The sequence below is a fragment of the Bremerella cremea genome, from assembly GCF_039541315.1.
In the GTDB taxonomy this organism is placed as follows: Bacteria; Planctomycetota; Planctomycetia; order Pirellulales; family Pirellulaceae; genus Bremerella; species Bremerella cremea.
The window spans coordinates 291,030-307,345 of the sequence record NZ_BAABFZ010000004.1; the positions used below are offsets into that span (position 1 = coordinate 291,030).

12 protein-coding genes are annotated in these 16,316 nt (G+C 55.9%); 4 read left to right on the forward strand and 8 right to left on the reverse strand.

Annotated elements, in window-relative coordinates:
• Window positions 1-8: 8 nt before the first annotated feature.
• The 6 genes from ABD890_RS15865 to ABD890_RS15890 all read right to left on the reverse strand — a co-directional run bounded on the left by ABD890_RS15865 (window position 9) and on the right by ABD890_RS15890 (window position 6,582).
• The gene (locus tag ABD890_RS15865) at window positions 9-422 is read right to left on the reverse strand and encodes an Imm70 family immunity protein (protein WP_345091648.1); all 414 of its coding nucleotides are present in this window, start codon (window positions 420-422) and stop codon (window positions 9-11) included.
• Between the two features lie 782 nt (window positions 423-1,204).
• Window positions 1,205-2,407 (reverse strand): HD domain-containing phosphohydrolase, encoded by a 1,203-nt coding sequence (locus tag ABD890_RS15870; protein WP_345091653.1) that lies wholly within the window; start codon window positions 2,405-2,407, stop codon window positions 1,205-1,207.
• Window positions 2,408-2,448: 41 nt separating this feature from the next.
• The gene (locus tag ABD890_RS15875; protein ID WP_345091656.1) at window positions 2,449-4,611 is read right to left on the reverse strand and encodes a response regulator; all 2,163 of its coding nucleotides are present in this window, start codon (window positions 4,609-4,611) and stop codon (window positions 2,449-2,451) included.
• Window positions 4,611-5,261, reverse strand: a complete 651-nt coding sequence (locus tag ABD890_RS15880; protein WP_345091659.1) for a hypothetical protein — start codon at window positions 5,259-5,261, stop codon at window positions 4,611-4,613. The genes ABD890_RS15875 and ABD890_RS15880 overlap by 1 nt, the downstream gene beginning before the upstream one ends.
• Window positions 5,262-5,550: 289 nt before the next feature.
• On the reverse strand, window positions 5,551-6,015 hold the full coding sequence (locus ABD890_RS15885; protein ID WP_345091661.1) for a DoxX family protein: 465 nt from the start codon (window positions 6,013-6,015) through the stop codon (window positions 5,551-5,553).
• Window positions 6,016-6,084: 69 nt separating this feature from the next.
• On the reverse strand, window positions 6,085-6,582 hold the full coding sequence (locus tag ABD890_RS15890) for a cupin domain-containing protein (RefSeq protein ID WP_345091664.1): 498 nt from the start codon (window positions 6,580-6,582) through the stop codon (window positions 6,085-6,087).
• Window positions 6,583-6,934: 352 nt separating this feature from the next.
• On the opposite strand from ABD890_RS15890, the gene ABD890_RS15895 reads away from it, so the two are divergent.
• From ABD890_RS15895 to ABD890_RS15910, 4 genes are all read left to right on the forward strand, one after another.
• Entirely contained in the window at window positions 6,935-8,533 is a 1,599-nt protein-coding gene (locus ABD890_RS15895) for a sigma-54 interaction domain-containing protein (RefSeq protein WP_345091667.1), read from the forward strand.
• Between the two features lie 250 nt (window positions 8,534-8,783).
• Entirely contained in the window at window positions 8,784-8,942 is a 159-nt protein-coding gene (locus ABD890_RS15900; RefSeq protein ID WP_345091670.1) for a hypothetical protein, read from the forward strand.
• A 130-nt stretch (window positions 8,943-9,072) separates the two neighbouring features.
• Window positions 9,073-9,999 carry a DUF1559 family PulG-like putative transporter gene (locus ABD890_RS15905; protein ID WP_345091673.1) on the forward strand — a complete coding sequence of 309 codons (927 nt, stop codon included), beginning with the start codon at window positions 9,073-9,075 and terminating at the stop codon, window positions 9,997-9,999.
• Window positions 9,996-10,433: a hypothetical protein gene (locus ABD890_RS15910; protein ID WP_345091676.1), complete on the forward strand. Its 438-nt coding sequence runs from the start codon at window positions 9,996-9,998 to the stop codon at window positions 10,431-10,433. The genes ABD890_RS15905 and ABD890_RS15910 overlap by 4 nt, the downstream gene beginning before the upstream one ends.
• Window positions 10,434-10,514: 81 nt before the next feature.
• On the opposite strand, the gene ABD890_RS15915 is transcribed toward ABD890_RS15910, so the two are convergent.
• A complete protein-coding gene (locus tag ABD890_RS15915) occupies window positions 10,515-12,428 on the reverse strand; it encodes a glycoside hydrolase family 97 protein (protein WP_345091679.1) in 1,914 nt (637 codons plus the stop codon).
• Between the two features lie 119 nt (window positions 12,429-12,547).
• Window positions 12,548-16,291, reverse strand: a complete 3,744-nt coding sequence (locus ABD890_RS15920) for a sulfatase-like hydrolase/transferase (protein ID WP_345091681.1) — start codon at window positions 16,289-16,291, stop codon at window positions 12,548-12,550.
• Window positions 16,292-16,316: the final 25 nt, after the last annotated feature.

The window sequence follows — 16,316 nt, forward strand, 5'->3', positions numbered from 1 at the left end:
GGAACAGTCTACTGGAATAGAATCGGGCATCCACGACTAATCGCCACGTCACAAAGAGCGATAAGTCGCTCCACCAGCGGTTCGCCATCAACGTCGATGAACGAGTCATTCAGTGAAGATGCAGTTAGCCCAAGTGAGTCTCCCACTTGCTTTTGCCATTCGGCACGAAAGCCCTGACTTGGCAACTGCCGGAATTCCTGCTCGATCATTTCCAACTCGGTTCTCAAAGTCTCGCACTCGGCAGGTGACCATTCTCCGTCTGAATCGGAATGGTCGATGAGTGTGGGACACCGACTGCCAGCGACTCTCCCCTCAAGCTGCTCCGTGACCGTATTACGAAAGAACTCAAAGTCTGCATAGCTCCCAACTTCTACGCCGTCTAACTCGTCGTCGCCATCAAATACGCACAGGTAAAGCCCCATTGGTCAAACCTTCTCGATTCGGATGAACTTGGTGTTTTTCTTTTGGAAATCCGTCAGCGACGGATGCAGTTTGCATCTCGATGGAATCCGAATAATCAACCTGCGTCCGCTCTCCTGAGCATTGAATGCAAGAAGGCGTATCTGGTAGGTCAGTCTCAGGTGAGATACGTTCTTCAACAGGAAGACCGCATCTTGACGCTCAGCATCAGGCTTCGAGCCTCGTGCGACCTGATGCTTTGTGTATCGGAAGTTCATGCTCATCAGTTTCTTGTTCGGTATCGAGTCTGACAAATAGGGTGCTTGCCATAAGAGCATTGGAAAGCACGGTAATTCCAATTCAGGAATCTCACCGCAGCAATGTCAAAAAGACTTTATCCGACACCGCGACCCACGGATAGAAAGCCTATTGCAAGTAAGCCCTAATTCCATCGCCGTGCTCTGGCGGAAAATCGTATGGAATGGGAATTGGAAACCGATAGGATGCAGCGAGGGGTCGGTATCGTTGAATTCTTGGATAACTCACCACTCGCGTAGACTTCCATGAATGGGGTTTTGAACGCCAAGCTACCAGGTATGACCAGAAATTAATATTGTTCCACGCGCAGGGGCTATACCATGAAGAGCGTGTTGCCCTGGCTGTGGCGGCCGCACGCAGATGTTGTTGGTCCCCTGAAATATGAAACAGCGGAGAGTCACAATGTCGAATCTGTCTGTTTCTCGGAGCGGTCCATTTATAAATGCGACCGTGGGTTCGACTGCGTTGGCACCGGCTCTTGGCCGATCTACTCGTCGTCGGCGTATTTCATTTGGATTTCGACAATCTCTTTGCGTTTCGCGAAGAAGGCGTCGAGGACCATTGGGTCGAAGTGGCTACCTTTTTCGTCCGTCATGATCTCGAAGCATTTCTCGATCGGGAAGGCGTTCTTATAGCAGCGACGCGTGCTGAGGGCGTCGAAGACGTCGGCCACGGCGGTGATGCGTCCTTCCAGCGGAATATCTTCCCCTTTCAGGCCGAGCGGATAGCCAGTCCCGTTCCACCACTCGTGATGCGTCAACGCAATCCGAGCCGCCATTTCCAGGATCGGCGAGTTGGCGGCACCCAGCACGTTGGCACCGATGCTGGCATGATCGCGAAGGGCCGTTTCGACCTGTGGCGAAATCCGCTGGAGCACACGTTTGCCGAGGTTCGGGTGCTTCTGCATCAAAGCGAATTCTTCTTCGGTCAGCTTGCCTGGCTTTTTGAGCACGTCGTCCGAGATGCCAATCTTGCCGACGTCATGTAGCTGGGCCGCTTGTTCGATCGCGGTCACATAATTCGGATCGAGTCCCAAGCCTTCGGCGATGATCCGAGCGTAATGACCCACACGCAGCACGTGATAGCCGGTGTCGTCGTCGCGGAACTCGGCGGCCCGAGCAAGGCAGTGCAGAATATCGCGTCGCGAAGCTTCAAGCTGGGCGGTCCGTTCACGAACGGCCAATTCCAGCTCGCGTGAATAATCTTCCAGCCGATCTTGATGACGCTTCAGCACCAGCAGGTTGCCGACGCGTGGAATCAGTTCGCTCGAGTCGATCGGCTTGTTGAGAAAATCGTTCGCCCCGGTTCGCAACGCTTCAACTCGTGTTTCGCGGTCGGTCGTTGCCGTGAGGATGATCGTGGGTGTGTGCGCGAGCTGTTCGTCCTGGCGAATCTGTCGCAAGATATCGAGACCACTGACATGCGGCATCATCAAGTCGAGCAGCACCAGGTCTGGGCGTTCGTCTTTCACCAGTTGATACGCTTCGGTCGCGTTGCTGGTCGTGACGAAGTGGGCGTACCCTTCGATCCGCAGCAAACGCGAAACCACCTTGATGTTGACCGGCTCGTCATCGATGACGACGATCTTGGCATCTCGCGTAGACGCATCGAACTTCGGCGTGGAGGAATTCGTGGAGCCAGGTGCGACTTGGGTGTTTTCAGTCTGCTCTGCGAATGGCGTGAGTGTCATTAGGCTTCTCAATCTATTTCAAGGTGTCGTGCTTGGGGTAATTACAGCACGATCCTGCGTTGCAGTTCACAAATCGTCTCAAGCGAGCTCGCGGTGCTCGTAAGGCACTTCTCGCGAGCCCCCAGTTCCAGTTTCGAGGCAGGTTCTGTGAAGCAGTCGTAACCGACCGTGCCTGCGGCGCCTCGTAACCAATGGGCCAGGTGTTCCAGGGCCTCAAAATCTTCTTCTTCCATGGCTCGTTCCAATTCAACAATTCGAGCTTCGAATCGTTCCAGGAACTCTTGCACGATCTCGCGGATCTCTTCATCGTCGGTTGGCAACAACGAAGGAATCGACGAATCGGGAACCGGGAAATCGCTACGCAACTCCAGTACGGCAGGCGGGGGTGAAATGACGCGTGGCGTCGTGACGATCTTGCCGAGCGTCCGATACAGTTCGTCGGCATCGATCGGTTTCGACAGATAGCCGCTGCAGCCTGCTTGCTCGCAGTTCTCGCGATCCCCTTTCATCGCGTGGGCTGTCAGGGCGATGATCGGCAGCGTGAAACCAAGCTCGCGTAGTTTGGTCGTGGCCGAATACCCATCCAGAACGGGCATCTGCATGTCCATCAGAACCACATCGAACGATCGCTGCTGGGCCATGTCGACGGCGACCTGGCCATTCTCGGCGAGGCTAACCTTGGCACCGCCACGTTCCAACAGCAGGCGAATCAACTTGCGGTTGGTGTCCCCATCGTCGGCCACCAGAACGTTAAGATGGCTCAGATCGCTTGGGATCGCCTGATCGCGACGAACATCGGCACCAGGCATCTGTGATGGAGCAATGAACTTAAGCTCGGAAATATCGCCGAGTGCAATCTGAGCGGTAAACGTACTGCCACGCCCAACGGCACTGGTGGCTGTCAGCTGACCGCCAAGAGCCTCGGCAATCTTACGACTAATCGCCAGGCCCAGGCCCGTTCCGCCGTATTTACGGGTCACCGTATCGTCGGCTTGTACGAATGGCTGGAAGACTGAGTCGAGTTTGTCTTGAGGGATCCCGACGCCCGTGTCGCGAACTTCGACGGCCAGGTACGATCCGCTTTCGGAAGGAACGACTTCCGCCACCACGACCACTGATCCCTGGTTCGTAAACTTGATCGCATTGCCGACCAGATTCAGCAGCAACTGCTTGATGCGATATGGATCGCTCATGATCGAATGTGGGACCTGGCCTTCCCAGCGATAGTCGAGGCCAATCCCCTTTTCGGTCGCCCCGACTCGCAAGACCGAGACCACGTCGGAAATGATCTGATGGGGCGAACAGGCGATCGCTTCAACTTTCAATTGGTCTGCTTCAATCTTCGAGATGTCGAGAACGTCGTTTATGAGGTCTAGCAGATGTTTACCACTACGCTGAATCGTGGTGAGGTACTCGTCCATCTCTTCGGCCGAGATGTTCTCGCGATCGCGTCGCAGCACTTCGGTGAACCCGATAATACCGTTGAGCGGCGTGCGGATCTCGTGACTCATGTTCGCCAGGAACTTGCTCTTGGTGCGGTTGGCTCGTTCGGCAGCTTCCGTCGCATGTTTCAATTGCTCTTCCCGCTGCTCGAGCTCGTCGGTGTGGATGGCCAGCTTCACCATTTCCAGTCGGCTTTGCATGATGATCAGCAGCAGTACGATATCTTCAAAGATCACCCACGAAGCATGTTCCAGCCAACGCCATTCCGATGCTGTCGCAATGCCGAACACCGACGCTGGCCACCAGATACCACGCACCAGGTGGTCGGCAGCAACAATCGCCGTGGCCGGAGCAAACACCCACGGATCGCGATATGCGGCCAAGAACGCCAACGATACGAAGACGTGAAAGTGTGTTTCAATTCGACCGCCGCTCAGGTGAATCAGTAGCGAAGAGAAAATTACCTGGCTACACGCGATGACCATTCGGGTCGAGACTTTGCCAGGGCGGAAGATCGCGAGTGCGATCGGCATTGCCGCCAGGAACGCTCCGCCAAAGACAGCCATCAAGATATGAGGATGGACTGCGCTTTGCGTACCAGCCCAGGTACGTGGCGAGATGAACACCGCCATAGCGATTCCACCAAGCCATTGCAGCACCATCAGAACGGCGAACATGCGGTCCGTTCGTTCATGAATCGATTGATATTGTTCGTCCAGTTTCTTCCGAACCGACGGCGACTGGATCTTGCGAAAAGGCATTATTTCACTCCGGAGACCATCGCAGAAGAATCCCCGTCAACCATAGGGGTGGCGTCGTTATGAATGCGGCATCCGAATACAGGAGCAGTGATTGGCCGACTGGTTATCGGGTCGACCAATCGCTCTCGCAGAGCTTCACAGCCGCGATTGTCTCCTTCGTGTCCACGTGAAGCGGTCACTCCACCGGAGAAGAGCAGCTTGCCGTCACGACCATACAGTCGAACGGCTCCGCTGGTCGATGCACCAAATTGGGCTGACACCACGCCGTCCACATCCCAGAAGACTTCTGATCGAGGTAATTCGTCGGCCTGACGCAGAGTTGCACTCTCGGTCCATTCGGCTGAAGGCTGGTCAGGTCCGAAGGCAACCACGAGTAGATCAGGATATTGGGTTTCGGATAGCCCGGAGCCGGTTAGCATGCGGGCCAACTCATGCACCGACGCACTCGTGCAAGGGCAGCGAGGATGCATGAAGAAAAGGAGCGTTGGTCGATCTCCCGAGTGTGGCAATTCCGAGTCGGTTGGCCATTGCATCGGAATTGCCGATGGATTCTCAGGGGCGGTCGCGAACTCGTAGTTCGTCGCCCAAACCCAGGCACCAAGCGTGCCGATCCCCCACAGGACGATCGCCAATCGCCAGGATAGTTGCATGAGATGCCGTCGAGGATTCATTAAATACGCAATACCAATCGGACTTTGCTGTCTTCGCCGCGCGACCCGAAAAATGAGTCGTGAAAACATAAGCCAGTTGCCCGATCGCAAATCGAGTTGTTCCCGACATTTCGGTAATCAGCCGAACAGGTTATCCGCTTTATAGCGATCAACGGAATTGATCGGTGTTTGCCCCGAGGGGACCGTACCAACCGAGAAAAGGGGGCCTGCACGCGTGGTGCATCCCCCTGGAGGCTAGATTGAATGCCCGGGGTGTTCGATCCGATCGTTAGTCGACCGCAGTTGCTCTCGGAGGGAAGTTCACCGCGAAGAGCAGATAGGCAGCACTTGCTGCCGACAAAACTGAATAGTCGAGCGGCGGTTTCGGGCCGAAGGCTCCCGTCATGGCGGTGGCGAAGATAGTCAGCAGCAGTCCGGCTGCCAGGGCGAACCAGCGAAGCTGAAATCCAACCAGCAGGCCAATGGCAATCACGACCTCCGCTCCAGTTGCGACCCAGCCGACCGGCGAGATCAATCCCGAAGGAAGAAACCAGTTCAGCATGCCGACGTAGGCATCGTAGTTTTCAATACTTCCCCACGCGACTCCTTCGGCGCCGGGAGGACCCCACAAACCAAAACGATCGCCGACCGCAGAAAGAAATGCGGCGGCGAGTGCAAAGCGAACGAACCAGCAAGCGATGGTAATGGATGTGGTGTTGCCTGGTGGTGGCCCAGGCGTTTCAAGGCTTGTCATGGGAGCCAAAATTCTTCACAGCAAGATTTTAACCAAAGCTCGGGATCGTTATGGACAACGACACGCGACTTATTTCTGGGGTTCAGGAATTACGAGTTGCTTCGCATCGGACGGATGAATGATGGTGGCCAAAACACGGGTCTTGCCTTCTTGATTCGGATTGCGGCCAACCAGATGCAGGATCATTTCTGGCTCGAAGAAGGTATCTCCCTCGTTCAGGACTTGTTTCTCCTTGCCTTCGATCTGAAACTCGAACGTTCCTTCCAACACATAGCCGCAAACAGGGCCTGGGTGACGATGCGGTGGACTGCCTGCGAGGGGATCGATCACGACCTCGACCATCGTCGCGGTACGAGGCTGCTTACTCTGGATTGCCTTTAGCGGATCTACCTTCAACACGTTCACAACGACGCCAGGGCTTGGCGACATCGTCATCAGCGGAGCCGACTTACCGGCTGGCTTGGCGACTTCCTGATGTGGGGCATCTTGAGCAGCCACCGGACTGAGGACCGAAAGTCCAACAACGAGAGTAGCAATGGTGAAGGTCGAGGTGTTGGTCCAACGCATGGTGGTGGTCCCTTCTTCTGGTTAGGGCAAAGAGTCAATCGTCAAAAAACGGGGCTTCACCAAGCAGGACGACTAAGTCCCGGCAGAAGTGACAACTCGACATGAAAAACTTTGGATTACCTTGTGATCGCTGGCTAGAGCGTGGCAGATCATTCCCTCGAAAGGAGTGGTAAACGCCAGGCAACTTGAGTTGTAACGTGAAGACGGCAGGGGCAACGGTCTGCCAATTGCATTTCACGGAAACCTAAGATCGTCCAGCACTGTTTGCTGGATGGAGCGGCCCTAGGCCGTTATATTTCATGGATGTCCGGGAATTGCGATCGCGATGGCCACAATATTTGATGGGTCTGGGATGTCGAAGCTAAGCCAAATTCTGTTGGACGTCTGGCAACAGGCCTGTCGGCATATTGAAATCGGCGAGTATGTCGAAACGATCGCCCAGATGCTCGAGCAAGAGCTGCCCTTAGCACAGTTGATCGTTCGCCGTTTCGATTTCGAGCATGCCAGCATCTCGACCGTGGCGGCGGCGCCTCAGGAAGGGGGGCAACCACTTTCGGAACATCGCCGAACGTATACCCGGCCTGAGATGACAAAGCTGAAGGCATGGCTGCGCCGTGGTGAGATCGTCCAACTTCATCAGAAGGCGACCTCGCCGATAGCACTGGTTACCCCGGAGTATCTAGCGGGAGACGTGATCGCGATTCCGCTGGCAGGCGATCACCCCAGCAGCGGTGTCTTGCTGCTGGCGGCCAGCAACGCGCAGAAGTTTTCCGCGAAGCAAATGCAAGTCGCCGAAGCGATCCAGGAACCCTTTTCTGTTGCACTCGAAAACGATCGGCGACTGCACGAAATGGCAGCGCTGCGGGAAGCGGCCGAGGCGGAGCGAGGAGCGTTGCTGCGAAGGCTCGGGCGGCAGAATCTCGACGACAAAGTTGTTGGCGAAGAAACCGGTCTGCGGCTGGTGATGGAACGAGTTGCCTTGGTCACCGACTCGGATGTTCCGGTGCTGATTCTCGGCGAAACAGGAACTGGCAAGGAAGTTGTGGCCCGGTCACTGCATGTTCGCGGCGATCGTCACGATGGTCCCTTCATTCGCGTGAACTGCGGGGCGATTCCATCCGAATTGATCGACTCACAACTTTTTGGACACGAAAAGGGAAGCTTTACAGGGGCCGATCAATCGCGACAAGGCTGGTTCGAAAGGGCCGATGGCGGCACGCTCTTTCTGGATGAAATCGGCGAACTGCCACTTGAAGCCCAGGTTCGATTTTTGCGGGTACTCCAAGATGGTTTCGTCGAGCGAGTTGGTGGCAACACACCGATCCATGTCAACGTCCGGGTCGTCGCAGCAACGCATCGTGATCTTGCCAATATGGTTCGTGAAGGCAAGTTCCGTGAAGATCTTTGGTATCGCCTCGCGGTGTTTCCACTTCTTTTGCCGCCGCTGCGAGAACGGGTGGACGATATTGAAGAACTGGCGAACCACTTCGCCGACCGGGCCGCGCTGCGGTTTGGCCTGGCCCCTGCCCTGCCCGATCAAGAGTCGCTCGAATTGCTGCGAGCGTACGATTGGCCAGGTAACATTCGCGAGTTGGCGGCGGTGATTGATCGGGCTGCCATCCTGGGTGATGGTCAGCGACTGGAAGTCGCCAAGGCACTCGGCTGGAGTGGGGATAGAACGTTGCAGGTTTCGGCTGCTCCGAATCCTTCCCCGGCAAGCCTTGCCCCGGCCTGGAGTCCTCCTGCTTCCCGTTCGCCACATAAGACAAGCGAAATTCCGTCATTGGACGAAGTCATGAAGCAGCACATCGAAAGTGTGTTGCGTTTCACCGAAGGGCAAATCGAAGGGCGACGTGGCGCGGCGGCGATTCTCAAAATCAATCCGCACACGCTGCGAGCTCGGATGCGAAAGCTGCAACTCGACTGGTCACAGTTTCGTCCGCAAGACTAAGCCAGATTATTTCACGGGTCGCCGGTAAATGAGCGCGGCCTCTGCGATACGTTCTGGCCTGTCGCGTTTCTCCGGTGAATAGGAAGAGAACGAGACGGGATCGCAAAAATTTTTTCCCGCTTCTCTCCCCGAGGAATCGCTGGTCTCGTAAGGAAATGTCTTTTCTTCCTGTGGAGTGGTCCGTTCTTTGCTTTTGATCCCGGCACACGTGATCGGCGTTAGCTGATTGCGTGTGCGATGGCGCTTAAGGATGAACGTCATTCGCCAGCTTGTGTTGCTGGCGAAATGGAAAACTCAAGGTGGAATGTGGAACGATGAAGACAATCTCTCAGATCGATCGCCCGGCTCTCTTGGCCTGCTGGCTCGCTTCGGATCGCTCGTACTGTTGCTGATGCCAACGCGAGGCTGACTGCTGCGGGCCTCGGATAACGGATTCAACTCTCTCGCAATTTGCGGCCCCTGTCGGATGTCCTGGAAGATGCTATGCGCAGGACGAAGCGGAGCCAAATCGAAGTACTCTTACTTTCAAGATTCAAGACATGAAACATCAACAAACGATGGTCCGAAATCCTTTCCTACGCCATGGATTTACGTTGGTCGAACTCCTGGTGGTGATCGCCATAATTGGTGTGTTGATCGCGATGCTCTTGCCTGCGGTGCAACAGGCCCGTGAAGCTGCTCGACGCATGCACTGCACCAACAATTTGAAGCAGATTGGTCTGGCCGCCCATAACTTTCACGACACCTACGGCAACCTACCGCCAGCGTTTATTGGGGACAACTCCGAAACGGAAAACAGTTGGGCGACTTGGGGTGCGTTGTTACTTCCTTATTTGGAAGGAGGCAATCAGCTTGCGCTGTGGGACATTCACTACCTTGCGGCCGAGCAGCCGAAGGAAGCGTATCAAACCCAGGTTCCAAGCTATCTCTGCCCTTCTCGGCCTGAAGCGACCTTGAGCATCGGTGACTTCACTTCGGAAGGAGCGGCACTGACCGATTATGCGGCGAGCTTTGGTACCGGGGCTCAGTACGTTCAATCGAATGGGGCCATCATCCCTGCCGTACCTCGCGTAACCAGCGACCGGAGCGGGAAGCCTTACCTGGCGACCTGGAAGAATCAGATTCGCTTCGCCGATATCACCGACGGCACGACCCATACGACGATGTTTGGCGAAAAAGCGATTCGGCCAAAGTCGCTCCGCGGCAAGAATGAAGATCGAAGCATCTTCAGCGGAATTCGCAATACGCATCGTCGTATGCTCGGGCTCCATCCCAACGGGGATCGACGACCTCTCTTGCCGACGAATAATCAATCGGTACCGCTGGCCAACAGTAGTTTCGGTGGTCCGCATCCTGGTGTGACTTTGTTTGTATTTGTCGATGGAAGCGTTCGTCCTCTGCCGCTGACCACCGATATCGAAACGTTGACAGCGTTTGCTACACGAGCAGGCGGTGAAGTCCGATGAAGAATGCCATTGTCAAACCAGGATCGGTCGCGAGCTTCTTTCTGGCAGTGATGCTTGCGGCCGGTTGTCGCGGTGGTGATGTCCCACTTACCGTAGCTGTTCGCGGGATTATCGTGGTAGAGAACGAAGACTCCGCCGCATTGGCGGGGCATCAGATTGAATTCGTGTCGGTAAAGGACTCCGCGGTACGAGCCTTCGCCGAAATTCAGCCAGGCGGCCATTTCGCGTTGAGTACGATGCACGATGGGCACGTCTGGCCAGGAGCTTTGCCGGGAGATTATCGTGTCATGCTAATCCTTTCTGACGACGACCCGACGGCACGAAAGCTGGTACTGCAAGTGTACGACCGGAAGCCCTTGGACTTGAAAACAACTCCCCGGAAGGCAGCGATTCCGACTCGTGACCCGCTGATTTTTCGTCTAGATCGCCAATAGGTGGTAGTCGACTATCGCAAGCGATTGCAGACGACGCTCGTCTTTAACGGACGAGTGTCGCAATTGCTACCTGCAAAGCGGCTACTTCGCCGGGAACAGGGAAATCGCTTCGCCACCGTTGGAACGCAATTCGGTCTCTAGAACCGTGTTGCTGTCGACGATTTGCTGATCGATCCGTACTTTGGTCGGACCGTCGAGCGAAGGATCGTCTCGATAGATCGTGGCTTCATACTTCGTGTCACGATCAAGAAAGTCGAGCGGGACGGTCAGGGTACGTGGTTGATTTCCATTCATAGCCCCGATGAACCATCGTTCGCCGCTTCGACGAGCCGTGACAACAGATTCGCCGATTACACCATTCAGCACGCGGGTATCATCCCACACCGTCGGAACCTCGGCGAAGAACTTCAATTCGGGGGAATCGATGATGCGGTTTCGCGTGGTCTTCCCATCCTGCAGCGGAGAAAGCGGTGTGTCGTACCAATACATAAACTGCCACGGCGAATAAGTGCAAACCGCCTTTGCCAACTGGTGGGCGTGCGACCAGTTCGCTCGTACGCGAGGATCGTAATAGCAAATCGTATGGTCGGCGGCACCCGCCAGGTTACGTGTGAAAATCGTGGTGATCGCGAGGTTTGCGGATGGCGTCGCCTCGTCGCCTCGCACGCCTTCCTGAGTCATCAGATTGGGATAGGTACGAGAATAGCCGGTTGGCCGGTATTCGTCATGGACGTCGACCATCAACTGGTGATCGGCTGCTTTGCGAACTGCCTCGTGCAGCCAGGCGGTCCATTTCTGGGAACCCGTTTGTACGAAGCCATACTTCACGCCTGCGATTCCCCACTTCTTGTAGAGCGGTAAGATCTCGTCCAGTTGCTTTTCGAGGGCTCGTCGATTGACGTAAACCAAAATGCCGATATCACGCTGCCGGGCGTACTCGATCACGCCTGGCAAGTCGAGCGGGCCTGGCGAACGTTTGGCATCCACGGTGACGGTCGTCGCGTCCGAGGTATCGTCATACTCGTGTCCATACCAACCTGCATCAAACTCGACGTATCGGAAATTGTTCTTCACGGCGAAATCGATACAGGCCTTTGCGCCGTCGGTCGTCAGGCTGATTTCGCGAATGACTTTGCCGGGTTGGATCCACGAGGTATCCGCGATCGCACAAGGCTCGTTCAAGTTCAACAGCAGGTCATTTCCTTCTAGTAACTCCCCTGGCGTATCGGCGACCATCACAAAACGCCACGGCGTCGTCAACGGCGTAGGGCTGACGATTTCACTTTGAAGCTGCGACACAACACCAGGTCCACCGTCTGTGACGGTTTGCAAACGCATCACGGCGTAGTCGACCAGTTGCGCTTCGCCAATGGCGACCACCTTCTTTCCAGCTTCGATTGTCAGCGGGCGTTCGACGTTCTTGCCAAGCTGGCTCAGCGGAACTTTGTCGTAGGTTCCCTGGGCACTGGTCGTTCGCCAGGCAGGGTAATCTGTGGGAAAGCGAAACTCCGTTTGTTCCCGAGCCAGTGAAATAGTCGCGCCGTTGGCATCGCCTAGCGTCGTCCGAAATGCGATGCCAGTGTCGTAGCAGCGAACTTCCAGGACGAACAGGCAGTTCGCTTTCGTATCGCGGTAGCGGAACGTTTGAGTCGTGTAGTGATCGCGGATCGAGCTTCGCTCGCCGTAGACGGGATTCCAGGTCGAGTCGTGACTCGAAGCAGGTTCGACCGAGACCATTTCGAGGTGGTCGCCTATTACCACGCCATCTTTCCGAACGAACGAAATCGTCGAGTCGGTAACGATGGTGTCTTTGGGCGTAGTCACCTGATAGACAAGTTGCGACTTGGAGCCTGCCGGGCGCAGTTCGATTTGAAACGTCAGTTGGCCGTCGGGAGACTTCAGCGTTTCCGCCGAGGCAATCGCAGGAATGAAAGTCAGGACAATTAACATTGCTGCCAGACGCAGCGAAGCAGGGTCAGTAGTAATGTGCGACATGAATGGGCTTTAAGGCGAGGGTGAAATCGGGAAGGTATCGACGCGCATTCACTAAGAACACGCGTCTCACTTCATCATAGCCCAAACTAGCCAACCTTGTCGCAGGTCGGTGCAAGCCTCTAAGGATTGGTGTTGCTGATCCGGCCTTGGAGCAGTTTCGCCAGGTGACTTTGGATCTGAGCGGTCTGCTGCTCCCCGGCCAGATTGGAATTCTCTGCGGGATCTTCTTGGTGATCGTAAAGCTCGGTTGCTTGAACCTCACCATCAGCAAAATCACGCCATTCGGTGTACCGATACTGCGGGGTGCGAATCGAGTAACCCATTACCTCCGGTTTCCCTTTGAAGTACGCAGGCCGAGGATGCTGCGTCAGGGCTGTCTCGCGAATTGTCGCCTTCGGATCCTCAAGCACTGGACGCAGACTTGTACCGTCGAGGCGTTTGGCGGCGGGAAGTTCACACAGATCGACCAGCGTTGGGTAGAGGTCGACCAACTCGACCAACGCATCGGTTCGCTCGCCGCGATGCTTGTTGCGTGGGTCAGCGATCACCAAGGGAACGTGGGCATCGAGCTCGAAGTTCGACGTCTTGCACCACAGGGCATGCTCGCCGAGATGAAAGCCATGATCGGACCAGAGCACGACGATCGTGTTTTCCGCCTGGCCTGATTGTTCGAGGGCATCGAGGACCTTGCCGATCTGGGCGTCCAAAAAACTGATCGCTGCGTAGTAGCCGTGATGCAATTGTTGGTTTGTTTCGGTAGGAATCGGACCTGCCTTGGCGACATCGGTATAGCTTCGGACTTCGCGGCTATCATGCCGGGCAATCTCAGGAGCGGTCCCAGGTGAGGCAGTCGAAGCGTGCTCGGCCATCACGTTCGGATCGTACAGATCCCAATATTTCTGCGGAGCGTTGAAGGGAAGATGCGGTTTCCAGAAGCCAACGGCCAGAAAGAACGGCTGATGGGACCGTGCTTGCTGGCGGATAGCTTTTGCCGCCTCTTCAGCGATACGTCCGTCGAGATACGCTTCGTCAGGAACATCGACCTTTTGAATCGCAGGGCCCTTGGGACCTTTGTGCAATTCGAAAGGCTTGCCTGCGACGTACCAATCTTGCGAGTGGGCTCCCCAGTCGAACATCGGAGGAACGGACCATGCCTGAGGGTCGTTTTGAATCTTCTGGCTATAGTTGTGAAACACCTTGCCGATGTTTCGGGTGTAGTAACCCTGATTCTTGAAGTGCTGCGGTAAGGTCACCACGTAAGGTTGGACTTCGCGAAAGTGAGTCGGCAGATCCCAGATACCGAGTGAGTCGGGATACTGGCCGGTCATGATCGAAGCCCTCGACGGATTACAGAGGGCTTGCTGGCAGTAAGCGTGCTCAAAGAGCACGCCCCGACTTGCCAGTCGATCAATGTTGGGAGTCTGAACGATCGGATCGCCGTAGCATCCCAGTTGAACACGAAGATCATCGACTGCAATGAACAAGACATTCGGACGATGGTCCGAGATGTCGTTGCTCTTGGCTTGCGGCGCTGGCGAAGCGTCTTTCGCAGGGGGAAGCAGCAACATGCCACCGGTCCACGTGGTTTGGGGAATGGGAACACGTTCCCCTTTATTGGCTTCGCGCTGATAGACCTGCATGGCGGTCTTGCCTGCGTCGCCATATTGGAACTTGCCATCTTCGACAGGCTTCCAGCCGCTCAGCTCCGATGGTTTCACCGACGCCGAAGTTGCCATGTAAATGGTTGTCGGTACGTTGGCGGTGGCGAAGACGTAGTCGGTTTCGCCGCCGTTGCCTTGTACGAACTGCCAACCATCGAAGGCGGCTGGGACCGAGATCCAGGTATAGGGCCGATTACCGTAAGCGAGCTGCCCCTCGGCGAGCGTGCCGAGTTGGATCGAGCGACGTTCGATCTTCAATGAACCGACCTGGCGAGAGTCGAACGGCTTCCAGTTGTTTTCGATGGTATAGAAGTGACCATCCTCGGCACCAACCAGGAGGTCCGGACGATCGTCGTTGTTCCAGTTCACGATGGTCGGGCTGGTGGTATGACCGGCCAGACGATGCGAGTGAACTTGAACCGGAGAATCGAAAGCCCATGGATGTTCGTCGGTCGAGACATTCAGAAACAGATCGACGTTGCGGCTGTTGGCCAACAGGTCAAGCTTGCCATCCCCATTCCAATCGGCGAAGCACAGCTTGCGGCGACCACTACCCCCGGCCGTTTTTGCATTGAGCTGGAGTGGCTTGCCTTTGCGGTCGGTAAAGATTCGCTTGCCTGGCAGCAGAACGAGCTGATCGCCTTGCTTCTTTCGCTCGAAGAACGACGGGTACCCTTCGTGATCGAGGCAAACCAGATCGTTCAGGTCATCTTGATTCAAATCGATGACGACCGGCGTGGTGCGCCACTGGGTAACCAGTTCTTTTGCTTTCGGATCCCACCAGTTCCAAGCGGGCTTCGGAGGATTGCCGGGCCATTCGACTTCCACCGGCTGTGCCGCGGCAAGTTCTTCAAGCGATCCGGTATTGCGGTACCATTCGACTTTGCCCCAGATCGAGTTGACGATCAGGTCCTTGCGACCATCATGATCCCAGTCGGCAACGCTAAGCGTGGTGTAGCCCCACTTCGCTTCTGCCGGGCCTTGGATCGATCCACTGGGACCTGCTTGCGGGCGAATTGGCTTGCCGTTGACTTTCAACAACTTGATGGCATCCCACTTCGGAGGATTGCCGCCGTCGAGATTCTCGAACCAGCCGATGTTTCCGGCCGAGTTCCCTACGACCAGGTCTTCGTCACCGTCGCCATCCCAGTCCACACTAACCGGCGTTGCCAATGCACCGAACTTGAGGGCGTTCGCCTCTTGCTGGAAATAGCGTGGCGGCAAGAACTGCGGCACGCCGTCGACGAACTTGCCAGTATGTTCGACCAAGGCAACGCGACCATCTTCATCGCCGACGATCAAGTCGATGTCGCCATCGCCATCCCAGTCGAACGCAGTTGGCGTAATCATCTGCAGGTCCATCGCGATCGGAGCGCCTTCGTAGGTCAGACGGCGACCGGCCGCGAACTTCGGCTGCTTGCGGGTGCCTTGATTTTCAAAGTAGGTGAAGCCATCGAGGAACTCGCCACACAGCAGGTCCAAGTCGCCGTCGTTGTCGAAGTCGGCCAGGTTAGGCGAAGGCATGCCGAAGACGTCGATCGGTTGGTTGCCGGACATCAACTTCTCTGGCGAATCGTACTTGGGATCTTCAGTCGTGCCGGTATTTCGCAGCCAATAGACGTAGCCCCGGAGTGGCCCACGGGTCCAGTTTCCTTCGGCATCGAAGGCATCGTCCCAGCCATATTCAGTCCAGTCACCGACACCCACCATCAAGTCGGTCAGGCCATCGTCGTCGTAGTCGACGTAGCGCCATTGGTTGGCCCGGACGCGATTGGGGTGGATGTTCTTCTGCGAGTGAATCGTTTTCGAGTCGGCCAGTTTGTCGCCGAGGAAGTTCACCCACTCGGTCCCTGGCGAGAGAATCCGCGGCTTGCCATCGACATACGAAACATGAATCGAGTGCAGACCACCACCGACTTTCACAGGTGGCTTGAAGATTGGGAACTTGGCGTCGCCGCCTGGGTTCTCGAATAGATAGGTCCCGTTGAAGGGGACATCGGGGCACGAAACCAGCAAGTCGGTATCGCCGTCCGAATCCCAATCAATCGGCATCGGCCAGGCCCATAGGCCCACGCCCATATCGACCTTCAAGCCGGGGTTGCGATATTTGACTGGCTGCAGCGTTTCGTCGGCGGAAGCCGAATGCCAGGCAAGAAATACCAACGGCACCATCAAGCACCAGATTCGAGAGAATGACTTCACGGTCGATTTCCTTACTTCAATCATC

Coding starts and splice junctions, on each gene's coding strand:
- ABD890_RS15905 (WP_345091673.1), top strand. CDS start 9,073: ATGAAACATCAACAAACGATGGTCCGAAATCCTTTCCTACGCCATGGA.
- ABD890_RS15895 (WP_345091667.1), top strand. CDS start 6,935: ATGTCGAAGCTAAGCCAAATTCTGTTGGACGTCTGGCAACAGGCCTGT.
- ABD890_RS15910 (WP_345091676.1), top strand. CDS start 9,996: ATGAAGAATGCCATTGTCAAACCAGGATCGGTCGCGAGCTTCTTTCTG.
- ABD890_RS15865 (WP_345091648.1), bottom strand. CDS start 422: ATGGGGCTTTACCTGTGCGTATTTGATGGCGACGACGAGTTAGACGGC.
- ABD890_RS15870 (WP_345091653.1), bottom strand. CDS start 2,407: ATGACACTCACGCCATTCGCAGAGCAGACTGAAAACACCCAAGTCGCA.
- ABD890_RS15875 (WP_345091656.1), bottom strand. CDS start 4,611: ATGCCTTTTCGCAAGATCCAGTCGCCGTCGGTTCGGAAGAAACTGGAC.
- ABD890_RS15880 (WP_345091659.1), bottom strand. CDS start 5,261: ATGCAACTATCCTGGCGATTGGCGATCGTCCTGTGGGGGATCGGCACG.
- ABD890_RS15890 (WP_345091664.1), bottom strand. CDS start 6,582: ATGCGTTGGACCAACACCTCGACCTTCACCATTGCTACTCTCGTTGTT.
- ABD890_RS15885 (WP_345091661.1), bottom strand. CDS start 6,015: ATGACAAGCCTTGAAACGCCTGGGCCACCACCAGGCAACACCACATCC.
- ABD890_RS15900 (WP_345091670.1), top strand. CDS start 8,784: ATGAACGTCATTCGCCAGCTTGTGTTGCTGGCGAAATGGAAAACTCAA.
- ABD890_RS15915 (WP_345091679.1), bottom strand. CDS start 12,428: ATGTCGCACATTACTACTGACCCTGCTTCGCTGCGTCTGGCAGCAATG.